Below are 24,184 nucleotides of genomic sequence, written 5' to 3' on the forward strand. Positions count from 1 at the left end.
ATACCATATGAGAATATTATACGCAATACAAGGAACAGGAAACGGTCATGCAAGCAGAGCTATTGAAATTATTCCATTTTTACAACGAAAAGCAACTGTTGATGTTTTAATAAGTGGGTATCAATGTGAATTAAAATTCCCTTTTGATATAAAATATAAATTATATGGGTTAAGTTTCATTTTTGGAAAAAAAGGAGGAATAGATGTTTGGAAAACACTACAAAAAATAAAGCTTAAAAAGCTATATAATGAAATACAATCAATTCCTGTTCAAAATTATGATCTTATAATAAACGACTTTGAACCTATAACTGCATGGGCTGCAAAATTAAAAAATGTTCCTATTATTTCTTTAAGTCACCAAAACGCTGTTTTAGATGATAAAGCCCCAAAATACGGAACTTATAAGTTTGAGCGTTTAATTTTAAAATATTATGCTCCAGCTAACGTAAAATTCGGGTTTCATTTTAAAGCATATTCTTCTGCCACCTTCTCTCCTATCATTAGAAAAGATATTAGATATAGAAATAGTACAAATAAAGGACATTATACTGTATACTTACCCGCATATAGTGACAAGAAAATAATTAAAGTTTTATCTGAATTTAAAAATGTTAAATGGGAAGTATTCTCTAAACATACTGATACCCATAAATACAAAAACAATATAGCAATTAAACCTATTAATGGTAATGACTTTATAAAAAGTATAGCATCTTCTGCAGGAGTATTATGTGGAGCTGGTTTTGAAACACCAGCAGAAGCTTTATATTTAAGAAAAAAACTTTTGGTAATACCTATGAAAAATCAATATGAACAGCAATGCAACGCTCTAAGTTTACAAGAAATAGGTGTTACGGTACTTAAAAAATTTAATAAAAATCAATATTCAAAAATTGCAAAATGGGTAAAATCAGCAAAAATTATTGAAGTAAGTTACCCAGATATTACTGAGGATATTTTAGATGCAATAACCTTACCTTTTTACAATCAATCTATACTTCCTACCATTGTATAGTTAACATATTTTTATTTTCTAAAAATATGTTTGTCTTGGAAAAATGTTTATTTCCAAACCAATAACCTCTGTTGGCACTTAAAGGTGATGGGTGCCCTGAGGTTAATACACAATGCTTGGAAACATCTATTTTTGCTCCTTTCTTTTTTGCATAACCTCCCCATAATAAAAAAACCACATCCTCTCTATGTTCAGATATTGCAGAAATAACCGCGTCGGTAAAAAGCTCCCAACCTTGTTTTTGATGACTTCCCGCTTCTCCTTCTCTTACGGTTAATGTTGCATTCAATAAAAGCACTCCTTGTTTTGCCCATCTTGACAAATCACCAGATTCTGGGTATGGGATGTTTATATCTGATTCAATTTCTTTAAAAATATTAATTAATGATGGTGGATGCTTTATATTTTCATGAACTGAAAAACACAAACCATTCGCTTGGCCTTCTCCATGATAAGGATCTTGCCCTAAAATTACCACTTTAACATCTTCAAAAGAACATGCTTCAAAAGCTTTAAAAATAGTTGAATTTTCAGGGTAGCAGGTAAAAGTGTTGTATTCATTTTTTACAAATGAAATTAACTTCTTAAAATATTCTTTATCAAACTCTTCTTTCAAAACATTTTTCCAACTATCAGCTATTTTTACTTCCATTGTTTCTTATTTTTGTTCACCTAAAAATCTGAATTATCTATTTTTTGGATTTTTGTAATTAAATTTAATCAAAAATAAACATTGAAAACCGCAATAACTGACAAAACACTACAAGATTTAGAATTCAATTCTGTTCTAGAACAAGTGAGTGAGTTTTGTATTTCTGATTTAGGAAAAGAAAACGTTTTAATATCAAAACCATTTTCTCATGTAAAAAAACTTTTTTTTGAGTTAAACATGGTAAATGAGTATGTAAGTTCATTTGAAAACGAGAACCGAATACCTAATCATAGTTTTGAAAATATTACCGAACATATTAAACGATTAGCTATTGAAAATAGTTTTTTAGAAACTGAGTTTTTTTTAAAATTAGCAACTACTACAGAAACTGTAAATGAATTAAAAAAGTTTTTAAAAAAATTCACCGACTACTATCCTAAATTAGCTCAGTTAAGTGATACTGTTGAATACACAACTTTTGTTTCTGATGCTATTACAAAAATAATTACTTCTTATGGCGAAGTAGCTGATAATGCCTCACCTGCATTAAAACAAATTCGAAAAGATATAAATAATGTTAGAAGTAAAATATCAGAAAGTTTCTCTCGAGCATTAAGTAAAAATATCGCAAGTGGTTATTTAGATGATATTAAAGAAACAATAGTAGATAACCAACGTGTTTTAGCTGTTTTAGCTATGTATAGGCGAAAAGTTAAAGGAAGTTTATTAGGAGCTTCAAAATCAGGTAGTATTGTATATATAGCTCCGCAAGCAACTTTAGCATATAGTAGAGAACTACAAAATTTAATATACGAAGAGAAACAAGAGGTTGTAAAAATTTTACGCGCTCTAGCTGAAGAAATTAGACCTTACACACCTCTATTAGAGCAATATATTTCATTTTTAACACACATAGATGTTATTGGTGCAAAAGCAAAATATGCTAAAGAAATTAATGCCATTTTACCTAAAATAGGAAAAACTAAAAAGGTATTTTTTAAGAATGCCTATCATCCTATTTTATGGAGAAAAAATAAAGAGAAAGAAATAGAGACTATTCCTCAAACAATTGAATTAAATGAGAAGCAACAAATAATTGTTATTTCTGGACCAAATGCAGGAGGAAAAAGTATTACTCTTAAAACCATTGGATTATTACAATTAATGCTTCAAAGTGGATTATTAATTCCTGTTCATGAGCGGAGTGAAACTTGTATTTTCAGTACAATATTAACCGACATAGGAGATAATCAATCTATAGAAAACCAACTAAGTACTTATAGCTATCGATTAAAAAACATGCGCTATTTCTTACGAAAATGTAATGAAAACACATTGTTTTTGATTGACGAATTTGGCACTGGATCTGACCCAGAGTTAGGTGGTGCTTTAGCTGAAATATTTTTAGAGGAATTTTATGAGAAAAAAGCATATGGTATTATAACAACACATTATGCAAACCTAAAAGTATTAGCTAATGAATTAGATAATGTAACCAATGCTAACATGCAATTTGATGAACGTACTTTAGAGCCTCTTTATAAATTATTTATAGGTCAAGCTGGAAGTTCTTTTACCTTTGAAGTAGCTCAAAAAAATGGTATTCCTTATAGTTTAATAAATAGAGCTAAAAAACGTGTTGAAACTGAAAAAGTTCGTTTAGACAAAACAATTTCTAAACTTCAAAAAGAAAGAAATAGGCTTCAAAAGACGTCAGATACCCTTGAAAAACAAAAAACTAAAGAGTTAGAACATCTTGAAAATTTAAAAGAAAAAGACCAAAAAGTTCGTAAAAAATTAGAAGGTTTTCAAGAGCTATATGATAATAATCAACGTATGTTATCTTTAGGTCGTTCTGTTAATGAGCTTTTTAATAAATATTTTCAAACAAATAATAAAAAAGAGCTTTCTACAAATTTTTTTAAGTGGGTAATGGCTGAAAAAACTAAATACACTAAAAAAAATCCACCTAAGAAAAAAACAAAGACTGAAAAAAACCAAGAGAAAATTATTGAAAAAGAACAGAAAGAGATTATAAAAAAAGTAGAGCAAGAAGTTTTACAAAAAGTAGTTAAAGTTAGAGAAGAAAAGAAAAAAGAAGCAGAGAAAATTGCCAAAGAAAGAGCTGCTTACGTTTTTAAAATTAATGATAGAGTTCGATTAATTGATGGAAATTCTGTTGGTAGTATTGATAAAATTGAAAAAAATACTGTTTTTATTAATTATGGAATATTTACCACTAAGGCCACTATTAGCCAATTAGAATTAGTTGAACGCGCAAAAAAATAAATTAAACTTCAAATTTTTATTAGGGTATTTTATTATTTGATTGTTTTATAGCTGCAAAATAATATTCTCTGAAAAATGAAGGGGTCAGAAAATATTTAAATGCTTAAATTGTTTGGTTAAGCCTCTCGTGTATTTGAGAGGCTTTTGTTTTTTATATTAAATTAAAGCTTCTTTAATATTTTCTAAATTTATTTAGTTAAAAATTACTTCTCCTAAATCTAAAATTTCTTTAACATTTGTAAGCCTTACTAAACGTTGTTTTTTTACTTCATTTTTACTTCCATAAAACTTATACATTGTTATTTTAAGAAAAGTAGGTCCAGATATTTTTTCTTGACCAGTTGAATAATACTTAATTTTAATTTTATATTTCCCCTTTAGCCCTTTTTTTAATATGAATTGTTCTGGTCCAAAACCATCAGTCATATCATTTGACATTAACCCTCCTATTTTCGTTTTTTTATGTTTATAATAGCACTTTTCTCCATTTGGATCAATAACCCATAAATCAATATCTGTATCATTATGATTCCAATCAATTAATACTCTTATGTCTGTATTTATTTTTTTTAAAACTCTTTTATCTAAATGAGATGTTACTAATTTATCATTATACAAGTTAATCATTCTATTTAACTCATTTAAAGTTATCGTTTCAATTCCTGAAAAGCGTCTATTTTCATCCTTACTTAACAATTCTCCATTAACTATTTTATATAATAAATCAACAGATTTTTGATACTCTCCAACATATTCATATACTAATGCTAAATCTCTATACGATTGAATATCTTCTGGTCTTAACTTTAAAATTTCTTTATAAATAAAAGCTGCATACTCATATAACTTATATTCTTCAAATTTATAAGCTAAAGCTTTTAATAACTCATAATTATCTAAATCAATTTCTGCTACGTTTGTTAAAACTTGAATAGCTAATTTCAAATTCTTACTCTTTTTAAAAAAATCCGCAACATCTATATAAAAAGAAGGAGATTTTCCATAATTTTCTCTTAACTCTAAATATTTAGTATATGCTTCTTCTATATTTTTGCACTCATCTAACAATTTTAAATAAGGCGTTTTAGGATTCCATCCTTTTAACTCAATTTTTTCTTTTACTAATTCTTCAAAATCAAGAATATCATCTGAATCGTCTTCATGTCCCTTCTTTGTAATATATACTAGAATTCCATTTTTTCCTTTCTGTCCATAAATACTTATCCCTTGATCTGATGTTAAACTATATAAAGAGTGAATCTTATCTGCATTTATACTAGGCTTTTTAATAACTTGTATACCATCAACTATATACAAAGGCTCTTTATTTTCTATATTTAAAGAATTGACACCTCTAGTATTTATTCTACCACTTTTATTTATATTAACTCCTGGCGTAACTCCATCTAAACCTTGATCAACAACACTTTCTGCTCTAATAACACTTACTGAAGCCCCTAATGCTTTTACCTCTCGTCTAGCTCCATAAGCAGTTACCACAACTTCATCTAAAACATTATCATTCTCCATTAATATATTTACTCTATTAGATACTCCTATTACTTTTTGAATAGTTTTCATACCTACAAAGCTAAAAACAAGTTCATCTCCTGTTCTAACCTTTATGGAATACTTCCCATCAAAATCAGTTTCGGTTCCCGTAGTTGTTCCTTTAACTAATACAGTAACACCCGGTAAAAGCCCAGATTCATCTCTTACAACACCTCTTGCAAAGAACTCTCCTCTTTGTAAAATCGTATCACTAATTATTTGAACAGTACGAGGAGTAATGATAGGATTCTTATTTTTTTTTATTGCTACTGTTTTAATTATTTTAATTGGTTTAAAATCTTTATCATACCATCTAAAAAGTGTATTATACTCTCTAAATAAATCACCTTTTAAATTATTTAATAGCTGTTTTTTATTGTTCACTTTTTGTGCTAATAATTCTTCATATTTTTCTTGTAGTTCACTAGGTGGTTTTATATTATGAGTCACATAATCTTCTACTCTATCTAAAATAAGCATAGAAGTAAATGGACTTATTATATCATACTTCTTACTTAGTTTAAGAATTTCTTCTTTATTTTTTTCTGACTCTAATACTAAATCATTCATCTTATTTTGAGCCCATATTTTTGACACTAATTTATTTCTATTTTTCCTTTTTTTGATTTTAAATGATATTGTTTTTACAGTATCAAATCCATTACCTAAATAAATTTGTATTTTTTTATTAATGAAGTTTCCTTTGCCTGATATAAAAAATTGATTATCAACAACACTTCCTTTTTTAGGATAAAATTCAATCTCTTCACCTGCTAAGTTAGTTCCTAATATTTGTATTTTTTTTTCTAAAAACTTATTGAATGCTTGTTTTATAGATGTTTGAGATAAATTTAAATAAGCTCCTCCACTTTTTTCTGCCTTATCTTTCAATAAAATATGATTAGCTGATTCACTACTGTTTATGATATATGAATTTTTATTAAAATTGAATTTTAAAGTACTTAATGTATTTAAACCATCAGTGAATACCATGTTTATAGCACTAGTACTTTTATGCTTTGATAAAAAATTAAATGATGATGCTCCATCATAAACTGTATTTTCAAGTTTCGTTTTTAACTTATTCCAATTTCCATTAACTACCGAAAACCTTTCTTTAACCCTGATTTCTGTATTAAATAATAATAAATCTACCTTACAATTTTTTACTTCTTTAAAATACAAGTTTAGCAATGCTAATTCTCTTTTTACATTTTTATTTTTTTGAGACAATGATTTATCCCATAAAATGGTAATCTTCTTTTTTAACTTCCTACTTACTTTTTCAATATTCAAACTTTTAGTAAAATATAAATAGTTTTTATAAGTAAGTATTTTTTCTTTGTTATGATTTAATGGTATCTCTATTAATACAGGTTTTGATACCCTTTGTTTATTTCTATTTATTTTTAAAAAGAACGTGTTTTTATCTGAATCAAAAACAAATTCTTTATTAAACCCCTTTTTTAAAATTGGTTTATTTTTTTGATTTAAAACTTTTATTGATAATGAAAACTCCTCTAATTTATTTTTAAAATTAAATGGTAATTTATAATAATAAGAACCAGAGTTAACTATAAGTTTTTGCTGAAATTCAACAACTACTCTTTTATATCCTTTAGCCGGTATTGGGTAAATTCTTGCTTTATAATTGTTTCCTTTAGTTTGTTCTAATAGTGCAGGATCTATTTTAGTTCTGACTGTAGTTTCAAATGCTACTCTTGCTTTTTCTTTTTCAACAATTACTGCCTTTCTTAGTTTGTCATTTATTTCAAGGGAAAAACTAGTAACTGATTGATTTTCGCCTAAAGGAAATACAAACTCTCCCTCTAAAACTCTATTATTAGGATTGTAAAAATGCATATCAAAAGTAGTTGTTGCAATATCTCCTGTAATGATAGTTCTTACATGTAGTTTTTTTACAGAAATATGCTTTTTTCCTATTTTAATTTTTGGAATTTCCTGTGCTTGAAGTATTACTGAAGTTAGTAATAAAAATACGTATAATAATTGTTTACTCATAGTGCTTCATTTTATTTACACTAAAAGTATTTGTATTAATTATCGTAAAAAAACAGCTATGAGTAAACTATAACTTTTTATTAGTAAACTGACTCTTTTAATTAGTCTATTGTTTTATGTTCATATAATAGCTAACTAATATTACTCCAAATACCTGTTTTCTTTTGTAATTGTGTGTAAATTTTTAATAAACCAGAATTCTTAGGTTGAGACAAAGCTGGGTCTTCTTGTAATAAATTAATAGCTGTTTGACGAGCTTTATATAGTATAGGAGAATCTTTTATCACGTCTGCTATTTTAAGGTTTAACACACCACTTTGTTGAGTTCCCATTATATTTCCAGGACCTCGAAGTTTTAAATCTACTTCTGCTATTTTAAACCCATCAGTAGTATCTACCATTGTTTTTAAACGTGTTTTCCCGTCAGAAGATAACTTATAACTAGACAATAATATACAATAGCTTTGATCAGCTCCCCTACCTACTCTTCCTCTTAATTGATGTAACTGACTTAATCCAAATCGTTCAGCGCTCTCAATTACCATAACAGATGCATTAGGTACGTTAACACCTACTTCAATTACAGTAGTAGCTACCATAATTTGTGTTTCACCATTTACAAAACGATTCATTTCATAATCTTTATCAGCAGGCTTCATTTGTCCGTGAACAATACTAATTTGATATTTAGGTGAAGGGAACTCTCGTGAAATACTCTCATATCCATCCATTAAATCTTTATAATCCATAGCTTCAGATTCTTGAATTAACGGATAAACTACATATACCTGCCTTCCTTTAGTAATCTCATCTTTTAAAAACTTAAAAACTCCTAAACGATTGCTATCATACCTATGTATTGTTTTTATTTCTTTACGCCCAGGAGGTAACTCATCAATAACTGAAATATCTAAATCACCATATACAGACATTGCCAAGGTTCGAGGTATTGGAGTTGCTGTCATTACTAAAATGTGAGGAGGTACTATTTCTTCATTTTCTTCTTTTCTTCCTTTATTCCATAGCTTAGAACGCTGAGCAACTCCGAAACGATGTTGCTCATCTATAATAGCTATTCCTAAATTTTTAAACTGTACTTTATCTTCTAATATAGCATGGGTTCCTATTAAAATATGTAAACTTCCATCTTCCAATCCTGCATGAATCTCTCTTCTTTTTTTAACTTTTGAAGAACCTGTTAATAAATCAACTTTTATTGTTGTATTCTCTAAAAGCTCAACAATACCATTATAATGCTGTATAGCTAAAATTTCAGTAGGGGCCATTATAGTAGCTTGAAAACCATTATCAATAGCTAACAACATTGTTAATAAAGCTACAATAGTTTTTCCTGACCCTACATCACCTTGAAGTAACCTATTCATGTGTGCACCTGAACCTAAATCTTTTCGTATTTCTTTTAATACTTTTTTTTGTGCATTTGTTAAATCAAAAGGTAAATTATTATTATAGAAACTCGTAAAATTCTCTCCAACTTTTTCAAAAACAAATCCTTTTATTTTTGATTTTCTAATCAATTTTTTTTGTAATAATTGTAATTGAATAAAAAATAGTTCTTCAAACTTTAATCTAAATTGAGCTTTAGTTAATAGCTCTTGATTTTTAGGAAAGTGGATATTTAATAAAGCTTCTCGTTTTGCTATTAGTTGGTGCTCATTTAATAAATAAGTAGGTAATGTTTCTTCAATTGATCCAAATACTTGCTTAAATAGGTATTGGATCATATTTCCAATTACCTTATTACTTATCCCTTTATTAGTTAATTTTTCAGTTGAAGGATACACTGGCTGCATAGCCATTTGTAATTTGCTTTTATACACTTGAACTGTTTCCATTTCCGGGTGTGGCATGCTAGCAGTTCTATTATACCAATTTAGCTTACCATAAATAACATAAGGTACATTTACTTTTAAATTATCTTTAATCCATTTCGCTCCTTTAAACCAAACTAACTCCATAGAACCTGTAGCATCAGTAAATGTAGCTACTAACCTACTTCCTCTTTTTTGTTTTACATTTTTAATACCTGTTATTTTACCTACAATTTGTACTTCAGAAGAATTTTGTTGTAGTTGATTAATTGTATAAAACTGAGTTTTATCTACATAACGAAATGGAAATAAATGCAGTAAATCTCTACACGTTTTTATCCCTAATTCAGAATATAATAATTCTGCTCTTGCAACACTAACTCCTTTTATATATGTAGTAGGATGATTTAAATTCATAGAATTTAATAACGACTATTTTTTATTAGTATCAATAATTAATTCTTTTCCTTGCCAAACAAATTGTTTAGTTTCTATTGTTATTTTTTTATGTTCTGTAACTTCATCTATCATTTCTCCACGTTCACTTTTTAAAATAATTTTATCTTTTTTACCACCAAAATCAGAAGGAAAAACAACATCTTCCTTTAACCAATATAAACCACCATCTGCTACTGAAGACAATTCAATGGCTTTTATTAAGGAACTTCCTGTATTAAATAAATAATAACCTCCTCCATCAACACCACAAGCTTCTGCTAAATAATCAATATAAATCATGTTTTTTATTGATTCTACTCCTTTATTATCTGATACACTTATTGAAAAAGTAGTTGTAGCTATTCTTGTGCTATTTTCTATATAATCTTCATTTCCATTAACAACTCTTGTAAGTACAAAATAGTCATCGTTTATCTTTTTTAAAGAAATTAAATATATAGAATTTTTTATTTTTTTAATGTCTTTTGATATCAATCCTCCTAATAAAAAACCTTCTTCTCCATTACTGGTTTTTATCTTATACCAAGGCCAATCAATTCCATTATATAATTTTATTTTATTAGTCTTTTCTATAACAAATACCTCTGTACTTATTTTTAATAATGAAATTACTTTAGAGCTAGTATTGGGTTCTTCACGTAACTTAACATCATTCCCAAATAAATATACTTTTTGATTGGGTTCAAACTCTTTAGTCGGTGTAATATATACCTCTTGAGCAACCATTTGAAAAACAACACTAAAAAAAAATAATAGTATTAAATTAAATAACTTCATGCATCGATTCTTTAGCTTTTTTTACTCTTAACGAAAATACAAAAAACCAGTAAATTCAACTATCTTTGCAGTCTTAAATTCATCAAATGAGATTACATAGAAACTTAGTGTACACGGTTATTGATAGCTTACGTGACATTTTTAATGAAGAGGTTTATGCCGATAAAGCTGTTGAAAAAGCTTTGAAAAGAGATAAGCGTTGGGGGGCTCGTGATAGAAAATTCGTTGCTGAAACCATTTATGAAATTGTACGATGGAAACGATTATATGCTGAAATTGCAAATGTTAAAACTCCTTTTTCACGACCTGAATTATGGAGAATTTTTGCAGTTTGGTGTGTATTAAAAGGAATTAAATTACCTGATTGGAATCAAATAGAACCTACACCAAATAGAAGAATTAAAGGTAAATTTGATGAGCTTTCAAAAATTAGAAAATTTAGAGAAGCTATTCCTGATTGGATTGATGAAGTTTGTGTACAAGAATTAGGTGAAGAACTTTGGACGAAAGAGATTGCTGCTTTAAATAAACAAGCCCAAGTTATTTTACGTACTAATACATTAAACATTTCTAAAGAAAAATTACAAAAAGAATTAGCTTCAGAAGATATTGACACTGAATTTATAAAAGGACATGATGATGCTTTAAAGTTAGTAGAACGTGCTAATGTTTTTAAAACTGAAGCTTTCAAAAAAGGTTATTTTGAAGTACAAGATGCTTCTTCACAACTTGTAGCTGCTTATTTAGATGTTAAGCCAGGTATGAAAGTAGTTGATACTTGTGCTGGTGCAGGTGGTAAAACACTTCATTTAGCTTCTTTAATGGAAAATAAAGGGCAAATTATAGCTATGGATATTTATGAGAGTAAACTAAAAAAATTAAAAGTTCGTTCTCGAAGAAATGGTGTTCATAATATTGATACTAAAGTTATTGATTCTACTAAGGTTATAAAAAAATTACACAATAAAGCAGATAGAGTATTAATTGATGCTCCATGCTCTGGACTTGGTGTGATAAGAAGAAACCCTGATAGTAAGTGGAAATTACAACCTGAGTTTTTAACTAAAATAAGAAAAACACAACAAGAAGTATTACAGCAATACTCTAAAATGGTAAAACCTGGAGGTAAACTTGTTTATGCAACATGTTCTATACTACCTTCTGAAAACCAAGAACAGGTTAACACTTTTTTAGCTTCTGAAGCAGGAGCAGAATTTTCTTTTGTTAAGGATAATAAAGTATTGGCTCATCTTTCTGGTTTTGATGGTTTCTATATGGCTTTACTAGAAAAGAAATAGTCTGTTTAAGTAAAAAAATAAATCTAATTAAAAACCCCTTTTGAAAAATCTCAAAAAGGGGTTTTTAATTATGAATAAAATATAACTAGGTTATTATTTAATTATTATTTTCTTTACTAACCTTTCTTTATCAGATTCTATTAAAACTACATATATTCCAGTTACTAAAGTTAAATCATAATCAATTGTATATTCAGACTTACCATCAAGCTTTTTAGCACTGATTAGATTATTCTTATACATACCGAAAATCCTTACATTAACTTTATTTTCTTTTTTAAGTTTTACATCTAACTTAAACTTTCCATTTGATGGATTAGGATAAACTACAAAATCTTTTATCATAGGTTGACTTCCTGTACTATCTTTTACATCTTTATCCGTATCGTTTTCTATAACATAAATAGTTTTTGTAATATATTCTTCACATTCTCCTATCCTTGTTACAAGTGTTATTTCGTACTCACCAACCTTATCAAAAAGAACTTCTACATAACTACCTGATTCGTCTATAATTTGTCCTTCATTAGGTACAATCCAAATAGACTCTTCAGGCTCAGGAGAACTTACATTAACAGCAATAAAGCTTTCATTAACAAAAACTTGTGTAGAAACAATAAAGTTAGCTGAAATTTCTGTATTTGTAGTTTTTACAATTATTTCATCAGTAACTGAACAACCTTTCTTATCTGTTGAAATTACTTTATAGGTTCCTGATTCATTTACTTCAACCATTGAATCTGTACTTGTAAACCCATTACTTGAAGTCCATGAATAATTTACACCATCTTTAATACTTCCATCTAAAATAATTTTTTGTCCTTTACATAAAGTAACATCCTTTCCTAAATCTAATTTAATTTTCTCTGGACTTGTTATTTTAAAAGATTCAGTAATACTACATCCCTTATTATCGGTTATTATAACACTGTAGGTTCCTTCAATTAAGTTATTTAATGTATTAGAAACACTTCCATTACTCCATTTATAACTATAAGGCATAGCTCCTCCAGCTACTTCAAGTTTAATTTCCCCATCATTACCTTGATAACAAGTTGGGTTAATTAAACTGTAATCATCTAATTTTAAAGGTTCAGGTAAAACTATAGTTATATTATTTGAAACTTTACATCCATTAACATCAACTACTGTTAATTTATATGATCCAGTTTTTACATCCTTTAAAGTTGATGTATTATCACCAGTACTCCATAAATAAGTGTAGGGTGCTGTACCTCCAATTACTGAACTATTAACTTCCCAGTCATTTCCTTTTCCACAGTTTACATAATCAGAAGTTAATTTTAATTCAAGTATTGATGGTTCTTTTAATTCATACTTCGAACTAGTAACTATATTATTATTCGCATCTGTTATAATAACATAATAAGTACCTCCCGATAAATTACTTAAAGTAGAAGTTGTTCCTATTACAGTAGCATTTCCATCTTTATACCATTGATAAGTATAATTTTTGACTCCTCCATTTACTACTGCCTCTATTTCTCCATTTGAAGATCCATTACAGCTTATTATTGAATTACGTTTTATACTAACTTCTAGTTTTTCAGGCTCAGATAATTCAAAAGTCTTTTCTGTACTACATCCCTTTGAATCTTTAATCTTTAATTCATACGTACCTTTCTGTAAGTTTTCTAAATGTAAATTAGATGGTAAGCTTATTCCATTACTAGCTACCCAAGTATACGTATAAGGCGCTGTTCCTCCTTTTATTGAAGTTTCAATATGACCATTTGATAATCCAAAACCTGTTGGATTTGCTAATGATAATTCAGTTATCTTTAAGCTCAATGGAGCTACTAACTCTACCTCTTTTGTAATTTTGCATCCATTTACATCTACTACTGTTAACGCATATGATCCTGCTTTAACATTCGTTAAATTTGATGAATTATCACCTGTATTCCACAAATAAGTATATGGTGCAGTTCCTCCCAATACTGTAGTTTTAATTTCCCAATCATTACCTGTTCCACAATTTACATAGTCAGCATTTAAGGCTAGTATTAAAATTGACGGTTCAATTAACTCGTATTTCGAACTTGAAACAGTATTGTTATTAGCGTCTGTTATAATAACATAATAAGTACCTCCTGATAAATTACTTAAAGTTGAAGTTGTTCCTTGTAATAAAGGAGTCACTTCTTTATACCATTCATAAGTATAACCTTGAACCCCTCCATTTACAATAGCCTGTAATTCTCCATTTGAAGAACCATTGCAACTTATAACTGAATTACGTTTTATACTAACTTCTAGTTTTTCTGGTTCTGTTAATTTAAAAGTCTTTTCTGTACTACACCCTTTTGAATCTTTAACCTTTAATGTATACCTACCTTTCTGTAAGTTTTCTATTCGTAAATTAGATGGTAAACTTACGCCTGAACTAGTTACCCACGAATACGTATATGGTGCGGTTCCTCCTTTTATTGAAGTTTCAATATGACCATTTGATAATCCAAAACCTGTTGGGTTTGCTAATGATAACTCGATTATCTCTAAGCTCAATGGAGCGACTAACTCTACCTCTTTTGTTATTTTACATCCATTTACATCTACTACTGTTAACGTATATGATCCTGCTTTAACGTTCGTTAAATTAGATGAATTATCACCTGTATTCCACAAATAAATATATGGTGCGGTTCCTCCTGTTACTGTACTTTTAACTTCCCAATCATTACCTGTTCCACAGCTAACATAACCTGAAGCTAACCCTAGAGTTAATATTGATGGTTCTGTTAATTCATACTTAGAACTAGTAACAGTATTGTTATTAGCATCAATTATAATAACATAATAAATACCTCCTGATAAATTACCTAAAACAGCTTTCGTTCCTACAACAGAAGGACTTCCTTCTTTATGCCATTTATAAGTATAACCTTTAACTCCTCCTTTTACTACTGCTTCGATTTCTCCATTTGAAGATCCATTACAGCTTATTATTGAGTTACGTTTTAAACTTACTTCTAGTTTTTCTGGCTCTATTAATTTAAAAGTCTTTTCTGTACTACATCCTTTTGAGTCTTTAACCTTTAATGTATACGTACCTTTCTTTAAGTTTTCTATACGTAAACTAGATGATAAGCTTACTCCATTACTAGCTTCCCAAGAATACGTATAAGGCGCTGTTCCTCCTTTTATTGAAGTTTCAATATGACCATTCGATAATTGAAAACCTGTTGGATTTGCTAATGACAACTCAGTTACTTCTAAGTTCAATGGAGTTACTAATTCTACCTCTTTTGATATTTTACATCCATTTACATCTACTACTGTTAACGTATATACTCCTGCTTTAACATTCTTTAAATCTAATGTATTATCACCTGTACTCCATAAATAAGTATATGGTGCAGTTCCTCCTGTTACTGTACTTTTAACTTCCCAATCATTACCTGTCCCACAGCTAACATAACCTGAAGCTAACCCTAGAGTTAATATTGATGGTTCTGTTAATTCATACTTCGAACTAGTAACTGTATTGTTATTAGCATCAGTTATAATAACATAATAAGTACCTCCAGATAGATTGTCTAAAACAGCTTTCGTTCCAACAACAGAAGTATCACCTTCTTTATGCCATTTATAAGTATAATTTTTAACTCCTCCTTTTACTACTGCTTCGATTTCTCCATTTGAAGATCCATTACAGCTTATTATTGAGTTACGGTTTATACTAACTTCTAGTTTTACCGGCTCTGTTAATTCAAAAGTCTTTTCTGTATTACATCCTTTTGAATCTTTAACCTTTAAGGTATACGTAGCTTTCTGTAAGTTTTCTATACGTAAACTAGATGATAAACTTACTCCATTACTAGCTTCCCAAGAATACGTATAAGGCGCTGTTCCTCCTTTTATTGAAGTTTCAATATGACCATTCGATAATTGAAAACCTGTTGGATTTGCTAATGATAACTCAGTTATCTCTAATTGTAAAGGCTCAGTAATTTTAATAATAAATTCATCTTTCCCTTCAGAATTTAAAGCAAAACAATTATTACCATCCTTCAATTGGATTTTATGATTTCCTGGCTTTAAATTTTTAACTTCAGCAGTATTTGAATTTACTCTTATCCAAGTTGAATACCCAGTTCCTTCAAAAGCATATCTATATTTATATATGTTATTACCTCCTTTAACATTAAATGTAAAGCTTCCATTAGCAGCTTTATTACATAACACGTTTTCACTTGAAAAGTCTAACTCAATCTTCGTAGGCTCTTTAACTTCATAAAGAGGACTTTTTTCTTTAATCCCTGCAGCATTATCTACAATTACATAATAGGTACCAGCTACGATGTTTGTTAATTGTTTTTTATTGCCAACAATTGAATCATCTGATGCATTGTACCAAGTATATTTATTACCTCCAGCTCCTCCGATAGTTATAACATCTAAAATTGCACTTTTACCATTATAACAGGTTATCTCTTGCAACTGTTCAACAGATACTAATAACTCACCTGGATTAGCTAAATTATATGTTTCCTCAACAATACATCCTTTAGAGTCTGTAACTCGAATAGTATATGTACCTTCACCTAGTAAATTGATCTCATCGTCTTTTAAACTTGAATTAGCATCTTTTATAATATCACCTTTTTCATTTTTCCATAAATAATTATATGGGCTAACTCCACCAACTATTTTAATACTAATCCTTCCGTCATTAATTAAATCTGATGTTGGTCTAAATAAATTGGTTTCTGAAATTTCATACAATTCAGGTTCATTAACTTTTATTGAATCATTAGTTATAGAACAACCATTTTTATCAGTAATCGTAACTGAGTAAACACCTTGTTTTAATCCACTTATTAATTTATTAGTATCTGTTGAATGTTTCCAAGTGTATGTATATGGAGCAGTTCCTCCTTTAGCTTCAACTAAAATACTTCCTGTAGAACCTCCGTAACAATTAATATCAACAACTTCTAATTTTGAAAATTCAAGCTTTAATGGTTCACTTAAATTAATAGAAGATACTTTGGATTTGTTATTATTCTTATCCGTAACTTCTAAATTATAAACTCCCGATACCTCTTCTATAAAAGTTGAAGTTGAAATTACCTTTCCTGTTGAATCTGTCCATTTATAACTATATGGTAAAACTCCTCCAGTTACTTTTGAGCGTAACTGGCCTGTTACTCCATTACATAAAATAGATACTTCCTCTACTTTTGCCTCTAATAATAATGGTTCCTTGATTATATGAGTGCTAGTTGACGTACAATTTCCTTTATCTGATACAAGCAACGTATACGTTCCACCACTTATATTTAATAACTCATTTGTAGTGCTTCCTAATACTTTTCCTGTTGAATCTTTCCATTGGTAACTATAACCTGGAGTTCCTCCATTCGCTGTTATTTTTATTGATCCATTTGATAATCCAAATCCAGTTACATCTTTCTCCTCTTCTGTACTTATTGATAATCCAGTAGCTGGAGTTGTTACTTTTATTAATTTACTTATCTCACATAAATTCTTATCGCGAATCGTTACTGTGTAATCTCCTCCTGTTAATAAACTTATGCTTGAACCTGTTGCTCCATGTTTCCAACTATATGTATAAGGTGCTGTTCCGCCTTTAGCTTCAACTGAAATACTTCCAGTTGCTCCTTTGTAACATAAAACATCTACAACATTAATTGTTCCAAATGCTAATACGTCTGGTTCACTTAAATTAATAGAAGATACTTTGGATTTGTTATTATTCTTATCCGTAACTTCTAAATTATAAACTCCAGATACCTCTTCTATAAAAGTTGAAGTTGAAATTACCTTTCCTGTTGAATCTGTCCATTTATAACTATATGGTAAAACTCCTCCAGTTACTTTTGAGCGTAACTGGCCTGTTCCTCCATTACATAAAATAGATACTTCCTCTACTTTTGCCTCTAATAATAATGGTTCCTTGATTATATGAGTGCTAGTTGACGTACAATTTCCTTTATCTGATACAAGCAACGTATACGTTCCACCACTTATATTTAATAACTCATTTGTAGTGCTTCCTAATACTTTTCCTGTTGAATCTTTCCATTGGTAACTATAACCTGGAGTTCCTCCATTCGCTGTTATTTTTATTGATCCATTTGATAATCCAAATCCAGTTACATCTTTCTCCTCTTCTGTACTTATTGATAATCCGCTTGCTGGAGTTGTTACTTTTATTAATTTACTTATCTCACATAAATTCTTATCGCGAATCGTTACTGTGTAATCTCCTCCTGTTAATGAACTTATACTTGAACCTGTTGCTCCATGTTTCCAACTATATCTATAAGGTGCTGTTCCGCCTTTAGCTTCAACTGAAATACTTCCAGTTGCTCCTTTGTAACATAAAACATCTACAACATTAATTGTTCCAAATGCTAATACGGCTGGTTCTACTAAATTAATAGAAGATACTTTGGATTTGTTATTATTCTTATCCGTAACTTCTAAATTATAAACTCCAGATACCTCTTCTATAAACGTTGAAGTTGAAATTACCTTTCCTGTTGAATCTGTCCATTTATAACTATATGGTAAAACTCCTCCAGTTACTTTTGAGCGTAACTGGCCTGTTCCTCCATTACATAAAATAGATACTTCCTCTACTTTTGCCTCTAATAATAATGGCTCTTTGATTATATGAGTGCTAGTTGACGTACAATTTCCTTTATCTGACACAACCAACGTATACGTTCCACCACTTATATTTAATAACTCATTAGAAGTACTTCCTAATACTTTTCCTGTTGAATCTTTCCATTGGTAACTATAACCAGGTGTTCCTCCATTCGCTGTTATCTTTATTGATCCATTTGATAATCCAAATCCAGTTACATCTTTCTCCTCTTCTGTACTTATTGATAATCCGCTTGCTGGAGTTGTTACTTTTATTAATTTACTTATCTCACATAAATTCTTATCGCGAATCGTTACTGTGTAATCTCCTCCTGTTAATGAACTTATACTTGAACCTGTTGCTCCATGTTTCCAACTATATGTATAAGGTGCTGTTCCGCCTTTAGCTTCAACTGAAATACTTCCAGTTGCTCCTTTGTAACATAAAACATCTACAACATTGATTGTTCCAAATACTAATACGGCTGGTTCTACTAAATTAATAGAAGATACTTTGGATTTGTTATTATTCTTATCCGTAACTTCTAAATTATAAACTCCAGATACCTCTTCTATAAACGTTGAAGTTGAAATTACCTTTCCTGTTGAATCTGTCCATTTATAACTATATGGTAAAACTCCTCCAGTTACTTTTGAGCGTAACTGGCCTGTTCCTCCATTACATAAAATAGATACTTCCTCTACTTTTGCCTCTAATAATAATGGTTCCTTGATTATATGAGTGCTAGTTGACGTACAATTTCCTTTATCTGATACAAGCAACGTATACGTTCCACCACTTATATTTAATAACTCATTAGAAGTACTTCCTAATACTTTTCCTGTTGAATCTTTCCATTGGTAACTATAACCAGGTGTTCCTCCATTCGCTGTTATCTTTATTGATCCATTTGATAATCCAAATCCAGTTACATCTTTCTCCTCTTCTGTACTTATTGATAATCCAGTAGCTGGAGTTGTTACTTTTATTAATTTACTTATCTCACATAAATTCTTATCGCGAATCGTTACTGTGTAATCTCCTCCTGTTAATGAACTTATACTTGAACCTGTTGCTCCATGTTTCCAACTATATGTATAAGGTGCTGTTCCGCCTTTAGCTTCAACTGAAATACTTCCAGTTGCTCCTTTGTAACATAAAACATTTTGTACATCTACTTTAGAAAACTCAAGCTTCAAAGGTTGATTAACCACGTATTCCTTTTCAGTTTTTATTAAATTTTTATCAGTAACTTTTATTACATATGTTCCACCAGTAATAGTATTTAAAGCATTCTTAGTTGATAAAACTGTAGCACTTCCTTTTTTATACCATTTATAGGTATAAGGAATTGTTCCCCCTTGTATAGAAGCTGTTAAGTTTACATTTGAATCTCCAAAACATAAAATATCATTTACTTGTGTAATTTTTGATACTTCTAATTTATTAGGCTGTGTTATCTTAAAAATTTTAATTAGAGAACAATTATTAATATCTTTAATTGTTAATTCATACTCTCCAGCTTTTAAATTATTAATTGATTTACTACTACCTATTTTAGTTGTTTTCCCTTTTTCTCTCCATTCATAACTATAATTAGGTGTTCCTCCTGATACTTCAACAGAGGCTTTTCCATCATTAGTTTCAAATCCTTTTAAATTTTCTGAATTAAAACTATCTATCGTAAGTTTTTTAACTGGCTGTTTTATTTCTACGTTTATAGAAGTTACTTTACAATTATTTGCATCTGTTACTTCTACAGAATATACTCCTTTAGGTAAATTTGATACATTTTTAGAACTTAAAGAAAAACCAATATCTCCTTGTTTAGACCATTTATAAGAATAAGTTGAAACTCCACCTGTTACATTTATAGTAATTTCGCCATCAGCTCCTCCAAAACAACTAACATCTTTAGAAGATGATAAATTAACATTCAATTTCCCTGGTTGATTAACAGATAATTCAGCAAAAGCACTTTCTCCTTTACTATCATTAACTTCAACTCTATAGGTACCTTTTTGTTTATTTTTTAATTCCGTTAATTTAAAATCCGAATTTAATAAAGTTTTAGATCCTCCATTTACCAAATACCATTTATAAGTAAAATCTGAAGGAACAGAATTTAAAGGATATCCTCCTTTTACTTCAGCTAGTAGAGAAGCAGAGCTTTCTCCAAAACATAAAATATTTTTTGTTTGTTTTATACTTACATTTATAGGCTTAGGTTCTTTAACTTCAAAGTCTTTATTTTTTTTACACCCTTTACTATCAGTAACCTCTATTTTATATAGACCTGCATATAGGTTATTAATGTTTTTAGTTGTTTTTATAAAAACAGGAGTTCCATTTTTAGTCCATTTATAAGTATAGCCTCCATTTCCTCCAATAATATTAATAGCGATACTACCAGTTTTACCTCCTGGTATATCACAATTAATTATTGAAGTACTTGTAATATTTATATCTGAAGGTTCACTTACAGTTGTTGTTTTGGCACCAACAATTTCACATCCTTTAGAGTCTTTTAACCAAACATTATAGTTTCCTTTCGATAATCCTACTATAGTATTGTTTGATAAAGTACTTGTACTCTTATAACTTGCTTTATTATCTATTGAATATAAGTAATTACCTGACCCTCCATTAGTAACTAACTTAATTTTACCATTATTGGCATTAAAACATGTTATATCTGTTTTTATTATACTTAAAGTTACTTTTGACGGTTCTGTTAAATTAATTGCTGCTGTTTTGTTAGTATGACTATCATTTACTGTTACAGAATAATTTCCTTGAATTGTATTAGTTAAAACATTTCTTGAATTTGACAGTAATACACCATTTCTTTTCCACTTATAAGTATAAGAACCAGAACCTCCAGTTACGGTAGCTTGTAAATTACCTTTACCACGATTACAGGTAATTACTTTAGTAACTTTTAATTGTAATTTTAATTCTGGTAATTCTTTTACTTCTATTTCTCTTGAATTAATAGTACAACCATTAGCATCTTTAATTGTTGCTGTATAAAAACCAGCTTTTAAACCTGTTATAGTTTGACCTGTTTTTGTAGACGATGAATTTTTCTTTTTCCAAGTAACCGAATAAGGACTAGTACCACCACCTAATGCCAATGTAATTTTACCAACACTACCATTAAAAACTTTATTGTCAACTACAGAAATATTTGTAACCGCTAAAAGAGCTGGTTGCGAAATTTTTCTAACGCCAGAAATTACTGAGGTACATGATGTAATATTTCTATCTCTTATTCTAAATCTATACCCTGAACTGGTATTAGCAGCTAAACTAAAAGTATTACTATTTTGCCATACAGTACTTGATCCTTTCCAAATAGCATATTGATAACTTCTAGATTTTCCTCCTGTAGCTGAAATCCTTACTGTTGATTTACCATTATAACATTTAATAGGGCTTATATTTATACTAGAAATTTTAACTTGAGATTGTGCGCTTACTGTTATTCCTTTTTCAAGTTTTCCTTGTCTTGTATCTTTTATTAATACTACATAATTTCCAGAAGTAACATTAACGAAAGTACTGCTAGTAATGTTTGATAATGTTTTTATTGTACTTCCATTTTTCTTTATAATAACTGTATATTTCGGATATCCTCCTGAAATACTAGCTATATTAATTCTCCCTTGTCCTTGATAACAATCAGGAGTTACAGCAGATACAGAAAATACAATTGGTTTAGGATCTTTTATTTCTGGTAATGTATATTGCTGGGTACAATTATTTTTATCCTTATAAATTATTTTATGTATTCCTGCTGGTAAATTAGGAATTGTAAAACCACTAGTATAAGCTTTTCCTGTTTTGGTATTAGAAGCACTTCCTTTTAATAAAACTGTATAATTAAAATAATTACTAATAGGTGTTCCACCACTTACACTTCCTATTCTTATAGAACCATCACTATTTCCTGGAGCACTTGTATGTTTTGTTTGAGATGTTGTTACAACATGTGTTATTTTACTTTTTCTTCCAATACTAACTTTTACATTAGACTTTGTTTTATCTACACAACCATTCGAATCTTTTACTTTTATAGTATAAGTTCCAGGTGCTTGGTTATTTAATATTATTGTTCCTCCAAAAGGTCTACTCCATGTAGATCCATTATTTAAACTGTATACATAGCTACCAGTACCTCCAGATGCAGTAATTTTAATTTTACCATTTTTTGAATTATAACATAATTCATCCTGAACTTTAGCTGCATTAAAAGTTATTGGAGTAGGAACAGTTATTTTAAAATCATATTTATATTGCTTACAAAAAGGAGAATTGTTCGCTTTATTGAATCCAGAAACTTCTATTCTATAGTCACCTCCTTTTATTGACTTTCCTCTTGAAGATCTCCAGGTGTATTTATATACATTTGTACTCACCCGAGTTAAAGATGTTATATTAACATTATTATCTTCAGGAACATATGATCCGTTTTGAAACTTTCTTAATAAATTAATTTCTATTTTTTCATGAGCAAATAATTGTCTTTTAAAATATAACACAAACCCTTTTACATCACTATAAGAACATAAAGGTTGGTTAAATGTAGGAGCTTTAGCTATTTTAGGAGGCTCAGGTAAAAATTGTACAGATAAAGTTCTTGACTTATCTTTTAATCCATTACACCCTGGATTAAGCCTTACCTGAATTTTTAAATTATTTAATGCTTTTTTTCGATCAGCTGTACTAGAATATAAGTTAGATAAGTACAAGTCTATAGCAGCTTGTCCATTTTTACTAGTAATTGGTCTCCAAATAGATATTTGTTCAGTTTTTGGACTATAATTACGCATCAATCTTCTGATTTCAATGACTTGATCCATATAATAATCACAGTTTCCTCCTCCACCAGGCGGTCGAGCTCTTTTTTGCAGATTACCTTTTTTCTTTTTTTCTTCCTGAGGAGCTCTTGGTATGTCTCCACCTCCACCTCCATCAAAATTAATACAATCTTCCCATCTTTCTCTAGCTCTTGTTAGTCTATCTATTAAAGCCTGATACCCCGATGTATTTCTAGTTATTTTATTTACCGGATCAAAAAACTCCCATTTATATACTGTTGAAGGAGATCTATACAATTTGTATTCACTTGTTAACTTTACTGGAGAAGTTTCACATGCTGTTTGCGTACTATAAATACTTGAACCGTTAGTAAACTTTATTTGTGGTAAAGGAAAAACTTCAATAAGAGCATATCCACTCTTTATTCTTTCTTGATAAATTTGATTTTTATTATATCTTACTGAATTACAAGGAATAGACACACTTACTTTTTTAGTAGCTTCTCTTCCTGATCTACAATCTCCAACCCAGTTTTTATGTCTGGCACGAGTAAAAAACTCAACTTGAACTACTGGATTAGATTGATTAAAATTCCTTGTAAAAGAATAACTTTTATTTATATAATAATTAAGTTTATGAATGTCTTCTCTTCTCCCATTTTTGTATATTAAAGTTACTCGCCTTAACCCATTTATGGTACCACAACTAGAACTACCTTGTGCTACATATCCAGAAACATTTATCTTATACTGTTGTGAATATGATTCTGATAAACTAATAAAAATAAAAAATAAAAAAAGTAATAGTTTTTTCATAGCA

At 29.2% G+C, this 24,184-nt stretch carries 8 protein-coding genes; 3 read left to right on the forward strand and 5 right to left on the reverse strand.

The features are described from left to right. Positions 1-7 precede the first annotated feature (7 nt). A complete protein-coding gene (locus tag BLV71_RS15335) occupies positions 8-1,018 on the forward strand; it encodes a glycosyltransferase family protein (RefSeq protein ID WP_093871393.1) in 1,011 nt (336 codons plus the stop codon). Here the strand turns inward: BLV71_RS15335 and ung are convergent. Next, positions 1,005-1,670 (reverse strand): uracil-DNA glycosylase, encoded by a 666-nt coding sequence (gene ung / locus BLV71_RS15340; RefSeq protein WP_093871394.1) that lies wholly within the window; start codon positions 1,668-1,670, stop codon positions 1,005-1,007. The two genes, BLV71_RS15335 and ung, sit on opposite strands and share 14 nt — an antisense overlap. An 81-nt stretch (positions 1,671-1,751) precedes the next feature. On the opposite strand from ung, the gene BLV71_RS15345 reads away from it, so the two are divergent. Further along, positions 1,752-3,959 (forward strand): endonuclease MutS2, encoded by a 2,208-nt coding sequence (locus BLV71_RS15345; RefSeq protein ID WP_093871395.1) that lies wholly within the window; start codon positions 1,752-1,754, stop codon positions 3,957-3,959. A gap of 192 nt (positions 3,960-4,151) precedes the next feature. On the opposite strand, the gene BLV71_RS15350 is transcribed toward BLV71_RS15345, so the two are convergent. The 3 genes from BLV71_RS15350 to BLV71_RS15360 form a co-directional block, all read right to left on the reverse strand. After that, entirely contained in the window at positions 4,152-7,532 is a 3,381-nt protein-coding gene (locus tag BLV71_RS15350) for a VIT domain-containing protein (protein WP_093871396.1), read from the reverse strand. Between the two features lie 131 nt (positions 7,533-7,663). Continuing rightward, positions 7,664-9,781, reverse strand: coding sequence for an ATP-dependent DNA helicase RecG (gene recG, locus BLV71_RS15355; protein WP_093871397.1), 2,118 nt, complete (start codon positions 9,779-9,781; stop codon positions 7,664-7,666). Between the two features lie 15 nt (positions 9,782-9,796). Continuing rightward, positions 9,797-10,600 carry an SH3 domain-containing protein gene (locus BLV71_RS15360; protein ID WP_093871398.1) on the reverse strand — a complete coding sequence of 268 codons (804 nt, stop codon included), beginning with the start codon at positions 10,598-10,600 and terminating at the stop codon, positions 9,797-9,799. A gap of 86 nt (positions 10,601-10,686) precedes the next feature. Here BLV71_RS15360 and BLV71_RS15365 point away from each other — a divergent pair, with 86 nt between their 5' ends. After that, a complete protein-coding gene (locus BLV71_RS15365) occupies positions 10,687-11,898 on the forward strand; it encodes an RsmB/NOP family class I SAM-dependent RNA methyltransferase (protein WP_093871399.1) in 1,212 nt (403 codons plus the stop codon). A 93-nt stretch (positions 11,899-11,991) separates the two neighbouring features. Here BLV71_RS15365 and BLV71_RS15370 read toward each other — a convergent pair whose 3' ends face one another. Continuing rightward, positions 11,992-24,180: a T9SS type A sorting domain-containing protein gene (locus BLV71_RS15370; protein ID WP_093871400.1), complete on the reverse strand. Its 12,189-nt coding sequence runs from the start codon at positions 24,178-24,180 to the stop codon at positions 11,992-11,994. Positions 24,181-24,184: the final 4 nt, after the last annotated feature.

It is taken from the genome of Tenacibaculum sp. MAR_2010_89, from assembly GCF_900105985.1.
GTDB classification, from domain to species: domain Bacteria; phylum Bacteroidota; class Bacteroidia; order Flavobacteriales; family Flavobacteriaceae; genus Polaribacter; species Polaribacter halocynthiae.

What these genes read in the sequence shown, in the direction of transcription:
- BLV71_RS15335 (WP_093871393.1), top strand. Translation starts at nt 8, where the DNA reads ATGAGAATATTATACGCAATACAAGGAACAGGAAACGGTCATGCAAGC.
- ung (WP_093871394.1), bottom strand. Translation starts at nt 1,670, where the DNA reads ATGGAAGTAAAAATAGCTGATAGTTGGAAAAATGTTTTGAAAGAAGAG.
- BLV71_RS15350 (WP_093871396.1), bottom strand. Translation starts at nt 7,532, where the DNA reads ATGAGTAAACAATTATTATACGTATTTTTATTACTAACTTCAGTAATA.
- recG (WP_093871397.1), bottom strand. Translation starts at nt 9,781, where the DNA reads ATGAATTTAAATCATCCTACTACATATATAAAAGGAGTTAGTGTTGCA.
- BLV71_RS15360 (WP_093871398.1), bottom strand. Translation starts at nt 10,600, where the DNA reads ATGAAGTTATTTAATTTAATACTATTATTTTTTTTTAGTGTTGTTTTT.
- BLV71_RS15365 (WP_093871399.1), top strand. Translation starts at nt 10,687, where the DNA reads ATGAGATTACATAGAAACTTAGTGTACACGGTTATTGATAGCTTACGT.
- BLV71_RS15370 (WP_093871400.1), bottom strand. Translation starts at nt 24,180, where the DNA reads ATGAAAAAACTATTACTTTTTTTATTTTTTATTTTTATTAGTTTATCA.